The 11,081-nt window shown below is 65.2% G+C and carries 15 protein-coding genes; 7 read left to right on the top strand and 8 right to left on the bottom strand.

Annotation, left to right across the window (positions count from 1 at the left end; all coding sequences use genetic code 11):
* Nucleotides 1-2: 2 nt before the first annotated feature.
* Nucleotides 3-314, top strand: coding sequence for a hypothetical protein (locus MESS4_RS02980; RefSeq protein ID WP_244441044.1), 312 nt, complete (start codon nt 3-5; stop codon nt 312-314).
* On the opposite strand, the gene MESS4_RS02985 is transcribed toward MESS4_RS02980, so the two are convergent.
* Genes MESS4_RS02985 through MESS4_RS02995 form a run of 3 tightly spaced genes read right to left on the bottom strand, consistent with a single transcriptional unit; the run spans nt 254 to nt 2,524 of the window.
* Nucleotides 254-1,060 carry a Lipoprotein-like protein gene (locus MESS4_RS02985; RefSeq protein ID WP_006326353.1) on the bottom strand — a complete coding sequence of 269 codons (807 nt, stop codon included), beginning with the start codon at nt 1,058-1,060 and terminating at the stop codon, nt 254-256. The two genes, MESS4_RS02980 and MESS4_RS02985, sit on opposite strands and share 61 nt — an antisense overlap.
* A gap of 49 nt (nt 1,061-1,109) precedes the next feature.
* Complete coding sequence (locus MESS4_RS02990) at nt 1,110-2,054, bottom strand: CHAD domain-containing protein (protein ID WP_006326360.1); 945 nt, start codon at nt 2,052-2,054, stop codon at nt 1,110-1,112.
* Complete coding sequence (locus tag MESS4_RS02995) at nt 2,051-2,524, bottom strand: CYTH domain-containing protein (RefSeq protein ID WP_006326362.1); 474 nt, start codon at nt 2,522-2,524, stop codon at nt 2,051-2,053. The genes MESS4_RS02990 and MESS4_RS02995 overlap by 4 nt, the downstream gene beginning before the upstream one ends.
* A 169-nt stretch (nt 2,525-2,693) precedes the next feature.
* On the opposite strand from MESS4_RS02995, the gene MESS4_RS03000 reads away from it, so the two are divergent.
* The 4 genes from MESS4_RS03000 to MESS4_RS03015 are packed head-to-tail and all read left to right on the top strand — an operon-like array spanning nt 2,694 to nt 6,401.
* The gene (locus tag MESS4_RS03000) at nt 2,694-3,386 is read left to right on the top strand and encodes a CerR family C-terminal domain-containing protein (protein WP_006326366.1); all 693 of its coding nucleotides are present in this window, start codon (nt 2,694-2,696) and stop codon (nt 3,384-3,386) included.
* Nucleotides 3,383-4,336: an HlyD family efflux transporter periplasmic adaptor subunit gene (locus tag MESS4_RS03005; protein WP_006326367.1), complete on the top strand. Its 954-nt coding sequence runs from the start codon at nt 3,383-3,385 to the stop codon at nt 4,334-4,336. The genes MESS4_RS03000 and MESS4_RS03005 overlap by 4 nt, the downstream gene beginning before the upstream one ends.
* Complete coding sequence (locus MESS4_RS03010) at nt 4,333-5,268, top strand: ABC transporter ATP-binding protein (RefSeq protein ID WP_006326368.1); 936 nt, start codon at nt 4,333-4,335, stop codon at nt 5,266-5,268. The genes MESS4_RS03005 and MESS4_RS03010 overlap by 4 nt, the downstream gene beginning before the upstream one ends.
* On the top strand, nt 5,265-6,401 hold the full coding sequence (locus MESS4_RS03015) for an ABC transporter permease (protein WP_006326370.1): 1,137 nt from the start codon (nt 5,265-5,267) through the stop codon (nt 6,399-6,401). The genes MESS4_RS03010 and MESS4_RS03015 overlap by 4 nt, the downstream gene beginning before the upstream one ends.
* On the opposite strand, the gene MESS4_RS03020 is transcribed toward MESS4_RS03015, so the two are convergent.
* Nucleotides 6,402-7,388 (bottom strand): threonine/serine dehydratase, encoded by a 987-nt coding sequence (locus MESS4_RS03020; RefSeq protein ID WP_006326371.1) that lies wholly within the window; start codon nt 7,386-7,388, stop codon nt 6,402-6,404.
* Between the two features lie 359 nt (nt 7,389-7,747).
* The gene (locus tag MESS4_RS03025) at nt 7,748-8,071 is read right to left on the bottom strand and encodes a hypothetical protein (RefSeq protein ID WP_006326373.1); all 324 of its coding nucleotides are present in this window, start codon (nt 8,069-8,071) and stop codon (nt 7,748-7,750) included.
* 195 nt (nt 8,072-8,266) lie between these two features.
* Here MESS4_RS03025 and mbfA point away from each other — a divergent pair, with 195 nt between their 5' ends.
* Complete coding sequence (mbfA, locus tag MESS4_RS03030; RefSeq protein WP_006326377.1) at nt 8,267-9,250, top strand: iron exporter MbfA; 984 nt, start codon at nt 8,267-8,269, stop codon at nt 9,248-9,250.
* A gap of 6 nt (nt 9,251-9,256) precedes the next feature.
* Here the strand turns inward: mbfA and MESS4_RS03035 are convergent, their stop codons facing one another.
* The 3 genes from MESS4_RS03035 to MESS4_RS03045 form a co-directional block, all read right to left on the bottom strand.
* Nucleotides 9,257-9,601 carry an antibiotic biosynthesis monooxygenase gene (locus MESS4_RS03035; RefSeq protein WP_006326387.1) on the bottom strand — a complete coding sequence of 115 codons (345 nt, stop codon included), beginning with the start codon at nt 9,599-9,601 and terminating at the stop codon, nt 9,257-9,259.
* A complete protein-coding gene (locus tag MESS4_RS03040) occupies nt 9,598-9,984 on the bottom strand; it encodes an NIPSNAP family protein (RefSeq protein ID WP_006326390.1) in 387 nt (128 codons plus the stop codon). Before MESS4_RS03040 ends, MESS4_RS03035 begins: the two co-directional genes overlap by 4 nt.
* Before the next feature lie 96 nt (nt 9,985-10,080).
* Nucleotides 10,081-10,302 carry a DUF1127 domain-containing protein gene (locus MESS4_RS03045; RefSeq protein ID WP_006326393.1) on the bottom strand — a complete coding sequence of 74 codons (222 nt, stop codon included), beginning with the start codon at nt 10,300-10,302 and terminating at the stop codon, nt 10,081-10,083.
* 68 nt (nt 10,303-10,370) lie between these two features.
* Here MESS4_RS03045 and MESS4_RS03050 point away from each other — a divergent pair, with 68 nt between their 5' ends.
* Complete coding sequence (locus MESS4_RS03050) at nt 10,371-11,045, top strand: winged helix-turn-helix domain-containing protein (protein ID WP_006326395.1); 675 nt, start codon at nt 10,371-10,373, stop codon at nt 11,043-11,045.
* Nucleotides 11,046-11,081 lie beyond the last annotated feature (36 nt).

The following is an 11,081-nucleotide window of genomic DNA, read 5'->3' on the forward strand; positions in this document are numbered from 1 at the left end:
TGGTGAAGCGCGAGGCGGAGGAGCTGGCGGAACGCGCCAAATTGCTTGCCCATCACGACCAGCACACGACGCCGGAAGACGGGCTCACCGGCTATAAATGGACGTTTGCCTTTGGCGCGACGCCGTTTCCGGCGATCATGCCGATCGGACCGCATCCGCGAGATGCAGGCGCCCGGGCGAATGCCCGTCCCGAAACGGCAAAGGGCGGCGGCCGCTGCCGGCGTAACCTGCCTGGCGATCGAGCGGCCTTGCCTCACTCGGCGGCCTTCGCCTCGGAGTCCTTCGCCGTGTCGTCCCAGACCATCTCGCGGTAGTCGAAGCCATACTCCAGCGTCGGTTTGACGATGCGGAAATAGGGCGACAGGTCGAAGTCGCGCGGCGTGTAGAGCGAGTGATGGCGGATGTGCAGGATTTCCTTGTGCATATAGGTCGACTGCGCCGAGGCGCGGCCGGGTGCGCGGGTGATCTCGGGCAGGATCGGGTAGCGGATCTGGCCATAGGCCTCGGCGATCAGCGAGGAGCAGATGGCCCGCGTCGGGTCGCCGGAACCGAAAGCCAGCATGCGGCGGCGCCAGCGCACCGGCACCGGCGGCGCCGGCAGGAAGTAGCGCAGCATGTCGAAGATGTTCTTGAGATCGTATTTGAGGCCGAGCTTGCCGATCATGAAGGCGACGACCTTGTCGCGGTCTTCGGGTATAAGCCCGTTCGCCCGGCAGATGCGGGTGTTGTAGGTGCGGTAGCGCGACAGCGGCACGGCGATGCAGCCCTCGCCAAGCGTGACCTCGATCAGGCGGCGCCGTTCCGATCCGTCCGCCGGTTCCGGCAAGGCATCGCCGACATGGAAAGCGGCATGCGACCAGGTCGACTGTGTCAGGTACTTGATTGCCGCCGAGATCTTCTGGTTGCCCTCGATAAGCAGTATGTCGCCGGGCTCGAGCGTCCGGCGCAGCGTTTCGGCGTCGGACGGCGTGTAGGGCTCATAACCGGAGGATTCCTCCTGCAGCCGGCCGGCAAGCCAGCGGCCAAGTCGGTCCAGAAGCGTGTCGCCGGGCTCGGTCATGGTGGATGGCGATTAGCATGGGCAGGCCGCCATGCGCCAGCAGCACCTCTCAACCGGCGGCCACGGGACTGGTATCTTCCCGCGGCGCAGCGGCCAGGTCTTCGCGCACCTTGCGGGCAAGTTTCCTTGTCGAGCGCTTGGGGCTGTCGCCGAACAGCTCGGCCGCCTCGGCAAGACAGGTCTTTTTCAGGCTTTTTTCCGAGCGTTTCAGGAGCTTGCCCAGGAGCCGCGTTTCTTGGCGAGGGCCAAGCGGCTGGTCGTCGGCATCGAGAAGCGCCCGCATGACGAACACATCGTGCAGTTCGCCCAGTCGCTCACCCAGTGCGTCGACGGCCTTGCGCCGGGCCTTGATCGGCGTCGGCCACAGCCTGCCAAGCAGCGACAGATGCATGCCGTGGGTCTTGGCCGCCTTGCGCAGATCGTGGAAATCGTCGGCTTCGCCGCGCGAGCCTGCCTTGTCCAGCGCCTTTCTGGCGCGTCGCAAGGTGGCGCGGGCACCCTCGGCAAGCACATCGGCGGCCTGCTCCGGCTGGTCGGGCAAGACAAGGCTTTCGACCCGGTTGATGCCTTCCTGGCAAGCGGCAGTCGCGGCACCGACGGCGGCGCCGAGGCCAGCGCCGCCATGCAATTCCTGCTGGCGGGCGACAAGCCTGTCGCGGACGTCATCGAGACCGCCGCCGGCGCTATGTTCGGGAAAGCTTGCCGCCAGCCGGTCGATGGTCTCGACCAGCGCGGTCGCCTCGCGCGGGCCTGCCAGCAGAGCCGATACCTGGCGGTAGCACTGGTTCTCGGTCTGACAGAATGTTTCGTCACCGGAACGGACCAGACGCAGCAAGGCGCGGACGCTTTTGAGGCGCTTGCGGCACTTGTGCAGCGCCTGCTCCGGCCTTTCGTGCGCCGTGTTAAGATGGATCAGCGCCTTGCCGATTTCCTCGACAAGAATGCGCCTGACCTCGCCGGTCAGCGGCAGGCGTGGATCAATGCGAAAGCTCATGCCGCGATCTCCGGAATCCCCCCAAGGGCGAGCGACGCGTTGTAAAACCCCTGCTCGCCGGTGACTTCGCGGCCGAGCCAGTCCGGCAGCATCTCGTCCGGCACATCCTCCGGCGTCTCGAGCTCGGCAACCACCAGACCGCCAAGCATCCCGCCGAAGACATCGACTTCATAGAGATAGCCGCGATGCCTAACATGGTGGCGTGTCTTCTCGATGACACGTCCGATGGCGAAGGCCAGCAACTCCTCCGCCTCGGCCAAGGGGATCGGATATTCGAATTCGTCACGCTCGCGGGCCTTGCTGCCGAATTTGAGCGTCAGCTTTGCCGAGGCATTGTCGCTGATGCGCACGCGCACGGTGCGGCCGGGCGCGGCGGCGAGGTAGAACTGGCGAATGCGAATATCCGCCTCGGCAAGATCCCGCCACTCGACGCCGGGGACCAGGAACTTGCGCTCGATTTCCTTGACCATGACCGCGCACTAAAGCGCGCGCGGCCGGACATGGCAAGCCGTCTCAAGCTCCCCCGCCCACAGATTCCATCTTGGGTTGCCTTCGATCCAGGAGCACCCTTGCCAGCCAAACCGGCTAAGCATGCAAAAAGGCTTTGACTTTGATCAATCGATTGATTAAACTTTGACCATGATCAAGGTCCCGAACGCCTCGCGCCGAGACTCCTCTCCCGCCGAGATGACGCGCGCGGCACTTGTCCGCGCGGCGCTGAAGCTGTTCGGACGGCAGGGCTTCGACGGCACCTCGACGCGCGAGATCGCGGCGGAGGCCAGGGCCAATATCGGCTCGATCGCCTATCATTTCGGCGGCAAGGAAGGCCTTCGCGCGGCAGCGGCCGACTATATCGTCGACACCATCCAGACCGTCGCCGGCCAGGCGATCGGCGCTCCGCAGCCGTCAAGCGACTCCGAAGCGGGCGACCCCGAAGCGGCACGGGCACAACTCTTTGCCGCGCTGGAGCGGATGGTGGCCTTCATCGTGGCGAGGCCCGAAGCGGGCGAGATCGTGCAATTCGTGCTGCGCGAACTTTCGCATCCGACGGCGGCGCTCGACCGCATCTATGACGGCGTGTTCGAGCCGACGCATCGCCGGCTCTGCCTGATCTGGGAACAGGCGACGGGCGAGGCGGCCGAAAGCGAGGCGACCCGGCTCACCGTGTTCACGCTGATCGGCCAGGTCGTCTATTTCCGCATCGGCCGCGAGGCGGTGATGCGCCGCATGGGCTGGCGCGAGATCGGCGACGCCGAGGCCGCCAAGGTGGTGGCGGTGGTCACAAGCAACCTCGGCGCCATACTGGCCGCCCGCAAGGATCCCAGACCATGAGTTTCCTCTGCTCCCTGCCGCTCGCCGCCCAGCTGTTCAGCGCCTGCGCGCCGGCAGCACCGCTCGCCGTCGGCTATGTCGAGGGCGACTATGTGCTGCTGGCGCCGATCGAGGTGGCGCAGGTCGAGACGGTTGCGGTGAAGCGCGGCGACCGCGTCGCGCCGGGCACGCCAGTTGTGACGCTGGAAAGCGCCGACGCCAAGATAGCCGTAGCGCAGGCCGAAGCCGGCCTTGCCCAGGCGCAGGCGCAACTCGCCGATCTCAAGGTCGGCAAGCGGCCGGAAGAGATCGCGGTGCTGAAAGCGCAGGTCGACATGGCCAAGGCGCAGGCCGCCGACGCCAAGCGCCGGTACAGCCGCGCCAGCGACCTGTTCAAGCGCGGCACCGGCACGCAGGCCGATTTCGATACCGCCTCCGCCACGCTGGAGACGGCCAATGCGCAGGTCGGCCAGGCGGAGGCCAATCTCGCCGTCGGCGGCCTGCCGGCGCGGCCGGAGACGATCAAGGCCGCCGATAATCTGGTCAGCCAAGCGCAATCGACGCTGGAGCAGGCCAAGTGGCGGCTGTCGAAGCGCGTGCTGGCGGCGCCCTCGCCCGGCCGCGTCAACGACGTGATCCGCAATCCGGGCGACACGGCCGGTCCGACGGCGCCGGTCATTTCGATGCTGCCGGACGGCGCGGTGAAGCTCAGCGTCTATGTGCCGGAAAGCGCGTTCTCGTCGGTGAAGGTCGGCACGCTGCTCGGCGTCCATTGCGACGGCTGCGGGCCGGACGTGAAGGCGCGGGTCAGCTACGTGTCGCCGGACCCAGAATTCACGCCGCCGGTGATCTACTCGCTCGAGAACCGGCAGAAGTTGGTCTATCTGGTCGAAGCGCGACCGGAAGGCGACGCCGGCCCGCTGCAGCCAGGGCAGATCGTCGATGTCGATCTTGCGGACATCGGAAAATGAATGTCATCGACGTCCATGGGCTGGTCAAGCGCTTCGGCGACAAGACCGTCGTCGACCAGGTGACGATGACGGTGACCGAGGGCGAGATCGTCGGCTTCCTCGGCCCGAACGGTTCGGGCAAGACCACCACCATCCGCATCATGTGCGGCCTGCTGACGCCGGATGAGGGCGAGGGCACGGTGCTGGGTTTCGACATCCGCACCGACAGTCTGAGCATCAAGCGCGAAGTCGGCTACATGACGCAGAAATTCTCGTTCTACGAGGATCTGACGATCGGCGAGAACCTCGAATTCGTGGCGCGGCTCTACCGGCTGAAGCCGGTCGGCGAGCATGTCGCCAGGACGCTGGAAGAACTCGGCCTCACCTCGCGCAGGAACCAGTTGGCGGGCACGCTGTCCGGCGGCTGGAAGCAGCGGCTGGCGCTGGCCGCCTGCATCATGCACAAGCCGAAATTGCTCCTGCTCGACGAGCCGACGGCAGGCGTCGATCCGAAAGCGCGGCGCGAATTCTGGGACGAGATCCATCGGCTGGCCAGCGGCGGGCTGACCGTGCTGGTCTCGACCCATTACATGGATGAGGCCGAGCGCTGCCACCGCATCAGCTACATTTCCTACGGCAAGATGCTGGCAACCGGCACGGTCGAGGAGGTGGTGAGGAACGCCGGGCTGACCACTTTCGTCCTGCAGGGCCCAAAGCTCGATCAGGTCGCCGACGCGCTCAGCGGCCGCCCCGGGGTCGACCAAGTGGCGCCGTTCGGCGCGACGCTGCATGTCGTGGGCTCCGACAGGAAGAAGCTCGAAGCAGCCCTCGCCGATGTCGAGAAGGAGCACAAGGGCGTGACGGTGAGCCCAGGAGAGACCAGCCTGGAGGATGTATTCATCCAGTTCATGTCCGGCTCGAAGGACAATATGGCCAAGGACAACAAGGGATGAATGACCTGTTCTCCTTCGCCCGGCTTAGCGCGCTGCTGATCAAGGAGTTCATCCAGATGCGGCGTGACCGCATCACCTTCGCCATGATGCTGGGCGTGCCGCTGATGCAGTTGGTGCTGTTCGGCTATGCCATCAACAACGATCCGAAGAGCCTGCCGGCGGCGCTGGTGGCGATGAGCAGCGACCCGTACACGCGCGCCATGGTTTCGGCGCTGCAGACCACCGGCTACTACCGCTTCGACCATGTCGCGCAAAGTGCCGAGGAGGCCGAGTTCCTGATGGCGCGCGGCGATGTCGCCTTCGTCGTCACCATTCCCGCCGATTTTGCCCGCCGCGTCGAGCGCGGCGACGGTCCGCAGATCCTGATCGAGGCCGATGCCACCGACCCGGCCGTCGCCAGCGGCGCCATCTCGACGCTGGGCACCGTCGCCAACCAGGCGCTGCTTCGGGCGCGCGGCATGCAGGAGGCGGCGGCCGAGACTGCCCGGGGCCAGCTCGAAGTGGTGGTGCACCGGCGCTATAATCCGGAAGGCATCTCGCAATACAACATCGTGCCAGGCCTGCTCGGCGTCATCCTGCAGATGACCATGGTGATGATGACCTCGATCGCGCTGACCCGCGAGACCGAGCGCGGCACGATGGAGAACCTGTTGGCGATGCCGTCCAGCCCGCTGGAAATCATGCTGGGCAAGGTGCTGCCCTACCTCGCGGTCGGCGCCGTCCAGGTGGTGGTGGTGCTGGCGGCGGCGAAACTGTTGTTCGGCATTCCCTTCATCGGGTCGATGTCGCTGCTCTTGAGCGCAGTCTTCATCTTCGTGCTGGCGCTGGTGCTGCTCGGCTACACGATCTCGACGATCGCCCGCACGCAGATGCAGGCGCTGCAGCTCACCTTCTTCTTCTTCCTGCCGTCGATCCTGCTGTCCGGCTTCATGTTCCCCTATCGCGGCATGCCGGGCTGGGCGCAATGGTTCGGCGAGATCCTGCCGCTGACGCATTTCCTGCGCATCATCCGGGCGGTGATGCTGAAGGGCGCCGAACTGCCGGCGGTAGCCACCGAGATCGGCTGGCTGGTGGTGTTCGTGGCGCTGTTTGCCGGCGTGGCGCTGGTGCGGTTCAGGCGGACGCTGGATTGATTACGCAGCAGCCATGATTTCCGCATAGGCAGCGAAATCGACATTGCCGCCTGACAGCACCACGGCGACGCATTTGCCTGTCAGCTCGATCTTGCCCGAAGCAAGTGCTGCCAGGCCAACGCAGCCGCCGGGCTCGACCACCAGCTTGAGATGGGCCATGGCGTCGCGCATGGCCTGTCGCGTCGCGTCGTCGGAGACGGCGATGCCGCCGGCAAGGTTCCTGCGGTTGATCTCGAAGGTGATCGCGCCCGGTTCGGCGACGAGCAGGGCATCGCAGATCGAAGCGTGGCCGGGCTCGTTCGCGACCCTGGCGCCCCTGGCCAGCGAGCGGCTGGTGTCGTCGAAATGCTCGGGTTCCACAGCCCAGACCGAGGTGCCCGGCGAGGCATCCTTGACGGCGATCGAAATGCCGCTGCTCAAGCCGCCGCCACCACAGGGGATGACGACCGCGTCGAGGCTGACGCCCAGCGCTTTTGCCTGGCGCATCAGCTCAAGACCGATCGTGCCCTGGCCGGCGATGATGGCCGGATCGTCGTAGGGCGGCACCAGGACCATGCCTTTTTCCACGTAAGGGCGGACGACGGCCGCGCGATCCTCGCGGAAACGGTCGAATGAGACCACCTCCGCCCCCATCTTGCGGACATTGCCGATTTTCATCGCCGGCGCGTCGGCCGGCATGGCGATCACCGCTTTGACGCCGAACATCTGAGCCGAGGCGGCGACGCCTTGCGCATGGTTGCCCGAGGAGAAGGCGACGACTCCGCGGCTGCGTTCCTCGGCCGTAAGCAAGGACAGCTTGTTGTAGGCGCCGCGGAACTTGAACGAGCCGGTGCGCTGCAATGTCTCCGGCTTGAACAGGATGCGGCCGCCAAAGCGCTTGTTGATGTCAGGCGATTCGATCAGCGGCGTTTCGACGATCAGGCCGGAGAGGCGCGCCGCGGCGGCGCGGATGTCAGCGATGCCGGGGAGGGTGGCTGTGGTGGTCATGGCGAGGTCCTGCGGAAATGGGAACGCCGCATGGTGCACGGAAAGCGAGGCAGTGCACCACAGAAAAAATGTGTCGGTTACAATGTTTGGCGGTTAAAGACGAGATGCAAGTGTCGCCACCGCCCCGGCCGTCACGCCCCCCTCTGCCCTGCCGGGCATCTCCCCCTCAAGGGGGGAGATCGGCTGTCATCTTCGCTCTCGTCAATCTCCAACGCCGAAAGCGAGGCGGGACGGCGATGCTGCTAATCTCCCCCCTCGAGGGGGAGATGTCCGGGAGGACAGAGGGGGGCGCTGTCCCGCCGGCATCTCGTAGGTTCTACACCACCGCAGGGCTCGGAAGGTGGCCTGCGGCCGGCCGCTCACCCCAGCAACGTCTTCTGCCGCTTGTTACCACCGAGCTTGCGCCAGGTGTTGAAGCGATGGGTGGCGGCGGCGAAGGAAATCTTCATCTGCTGGGCGACCGAATAGCGCGACTTGCCTTCGTCGAACATGCGGTAGCAGCATTCGGCGCCCTCCTCGGTCAGCTTGCCGTCGGGGGCCTTGTTGTGCGGATTGGCGGGGTCGAATTTTTCCACCTGCTGTTCGACCAGACCCTTCAGCCGCTGCAGGTCGGCCTCGATGCTGGCGATGAGGTCGAGAACGGGTTTCGGGTCGAATGCATGTGGGTGCTGTTTTGCCGGCATCTGCGGATTCCTTTCTCTTTGTTTGGGATCTCTCTTGGCTTAGGTTTAGCTATATAGGCGGACATTCGCCAATAATGAAGGGCGCGTTGAGGATTCCCGGAGTCAATAATTTTGAACGTTCCGGCGAAGTGTGTGATTGACCAACCGCGCACCAAACCTTAGTTTAGAATTATTCTAAACTAGGGTGACTTTCTCATGCTTTCCCGTGTTTTCGGCTTTGGCCGCCGACCCTTCGAATCGCTGTCGGAACAGGAGATCCTGGCGCTCGCCATTTCGTCCGAGGAGGATGACGGTCGCATCTACCGTGCCTATGCCGACGGGCTGGCGGAGAGCTTTCCGCAATCGGCGAAGGTGTTCGAGGCGATGGCGGAGGAAGAGGACGGCCATCGCGATGCGCTGATCGAGCTCTATCGCAAGCGTTTCGGCGAGCGCATCCCCTTGATCCGGCGCGAGCATGTGAAGGGCTATTACGAACGCAAGCCCGACTGGCTGGTGAGGCCGCTCGGCATCGCAGCCGTGCGCCGGCAGGCCGAGGCGATGGAGCGGCAGGCCTATCTGTTCTATGTCGAGGCGGCCAAACGCACCAGCGATGCCTCGACCAGAAAGCTGCTCGACGATCTGGCGGCCGCCGAACAGGGCCATGAGAGTTCGGCCCATCAGCTGGAGCAGAAACATGTGCCGGGCGAGGTCAAGGACGAGGAGGCGAGCGCCGAGCAGCGCCAGTTCATCCTGACCTATGTGCAGCCGGGACTGGCCGGGCTGATGGACGGGTCGGTGTCGACGCTGGCGCCGATCTTTGCCGCCGCGTTTGCCACGCATGATACATGGCAGACGCTTCTGGTCGGGCTTGCCGCCTCGATCGGCGCCGGCATCTCGATGGGTTTCACCGAAGTCGCTTCCGACGACGGCAAATTGTCGGGCCGCGGCTCGCCGGTGAAGCGCGGGCTGACCGTCGGCATCATGACGACCTTGGGCGGACTGGGCCACGCGCTGCCCTATCTCATACCGCAATTCTGGACGGCGACGGCTGTCGCCGCGGTGGTGGTGTTCTTCGAACTGTGGGCCATCGCCTTCGTGCAGAACCGCTACATGCAGACGCCGTTCCTGCGCGCCGCCTTCCAGGTGGTGCTGGGCGGCGCATTGGTGTTCGCGGCAGGAGTGCTGATCGGCAATGCGTAGCGAGCCCTACCCATGCAACGCCCGGCTATCCGCCGGCGCTTCGGCGCGCTCGGTCAGGCCGTAGTCGCGCAGGACATGGGCAATGCGCAAACGGTAGCCGGCAACGATACCGCCGCGGCCGGCCTTCTGCGCCTGCCGGTGCTCCTCGGTGTCGCGCCCGGCTTTCACCGCCTCCTCGTCGCGCCAGAACGACAGCGACAGGATCTTGTCCGGGTCGACAAGGCTCTGGAAACGCTCGATCGAGATGAAGCCGTCGATGCCGTCGAGCAACGGCCGCAGTTCGGCGGCGAAGCCGAGATAGGCATCCCGCCGGCCCGCCGCCGGCTCGACCTCGAAGATGACGGCGATCACGGCTTGATCTTTCCTTCAGGCATGATCTCGGTCTGAAAAGTCTGCAACTTCTGGGGATCATGCCTCGGCGCATGCGGCCCGGAAGCCAGCTTCAGGAACATGCGATCCTCCTTCAGGATGAATTTCTCACGCCGGGCGAATTCGTAGTTCGCCTTGCCGGCGGGATCGGCAGCCAGCCGGGCGCGATAGGCTTCGTAAGCCGCGAGGCTGTCGATATTGTAGGCGGCATAAGCGGTGGTGGCCGAGCCTTCATGCGGCGCGAAATAACCGATCAGGTCGGCGCCGCAGCGCGGGATGACCTGGCCCCAGTTGCGGGCATATTCCTCGAACGCCGCCTTGCCGAACGGGTCGATCTCGTAGCGGATGAAGCATGTGATGGTCATTTTCGTCTCCCTTGACGGTGGATGTTGTGTGCATTGACAGTTCGATCGGGGTCGAAACGTTCCGGGGGTCGCTGTGCTAGGCAACCTCTTTGCCGGTTACGTTTGCCAGAAGGACTTCGCGCATTCGCGGCGCACGTCCTCTCGTGTCAGGCCGAGGTCGCGCAGAAGGTGTTCGTCGATCCCGGCGAGGTCGAGGCGCTGCAGATGGCGATCGTACCAGCGCGCCGCGAGCCGCAAGCGCAACCGGCGCAGGAACGGGAACGGCAGGCGAGCGACAGGGTTGACGGATGCAGGGGGCGAAGCGGTTGTTGCGGTCATCGTCGTCTCCTTGATCTGCCCGGAGAATAATGGTTATCTGACGAGAATGCTTCGATGAGGAACGAACTATGCGTGAAGGACCCGACATAGCCCGCATCGCCAGCCTGGTCGGCGATCCGGCGCGGGCAAACATGCTCTCCGCACTGATGGGCGGCACGGCGCTGACGGCGAGCGAACTGGCGCTGGAAGCTGGCGTTTCGTTGCCGACCGCAAGCTCGCATCTGTCGAAACTGATGGAGGGCGGGCTGCTGACGCTGGCGAGCCAGGGGCGGCATCGTTATTACGGCCTCGCCGGGCCGCAGGTGGCTGGCATGATCGAAGCCATCACCGGTGTTGCCGCTTCCGTCGGACCGCAACGTGTGCGGCCGGGACCGCGGGACGCGGCCATGCGCGTGGCGCGGGTGTGCTACGATCACCTCGCCGGCGAACAGGCGGTGGCGATGCTGGACCGTCTCATCGACAAAAAGCTGCTCTTGCGCGAGGACAAGGAGATCAGGCTTGCGCCGGCGGCCGCGTCACATTTCGCCGCGATCGGCATTTCTGTCGATGCCAGGCCGCGGCGGCCGGTGTGCCGAGCCTGCCTCGACTGGAGCGTGCGGCGCTCGCATCTGGCCGGCACGCTGGGCGCAGCCATCCTGGACAAGATCCTCGCCGAAAAATGGGCAAGGCGCGAGAAGGACAGCCGCGCGGTGGTGTTTTCGCCGGCGGGCAGGCAGGCGTTCGAGAAGGTGTTTCTGGCGTAGTTTGCCGGGCGCTGATCTGGCGATGTCGGCAGGCCA

It is taken from the genome of Mesorhizobium sp. STM 4661, from assembly GCF_000359125.1.
Taxonomy (GTDB): domain Bacteria; phylum Pseudomonadota; class Alphaproteobacteria; order Rhizobiales; family Rhizobiaceae; genus Mesorhizobium.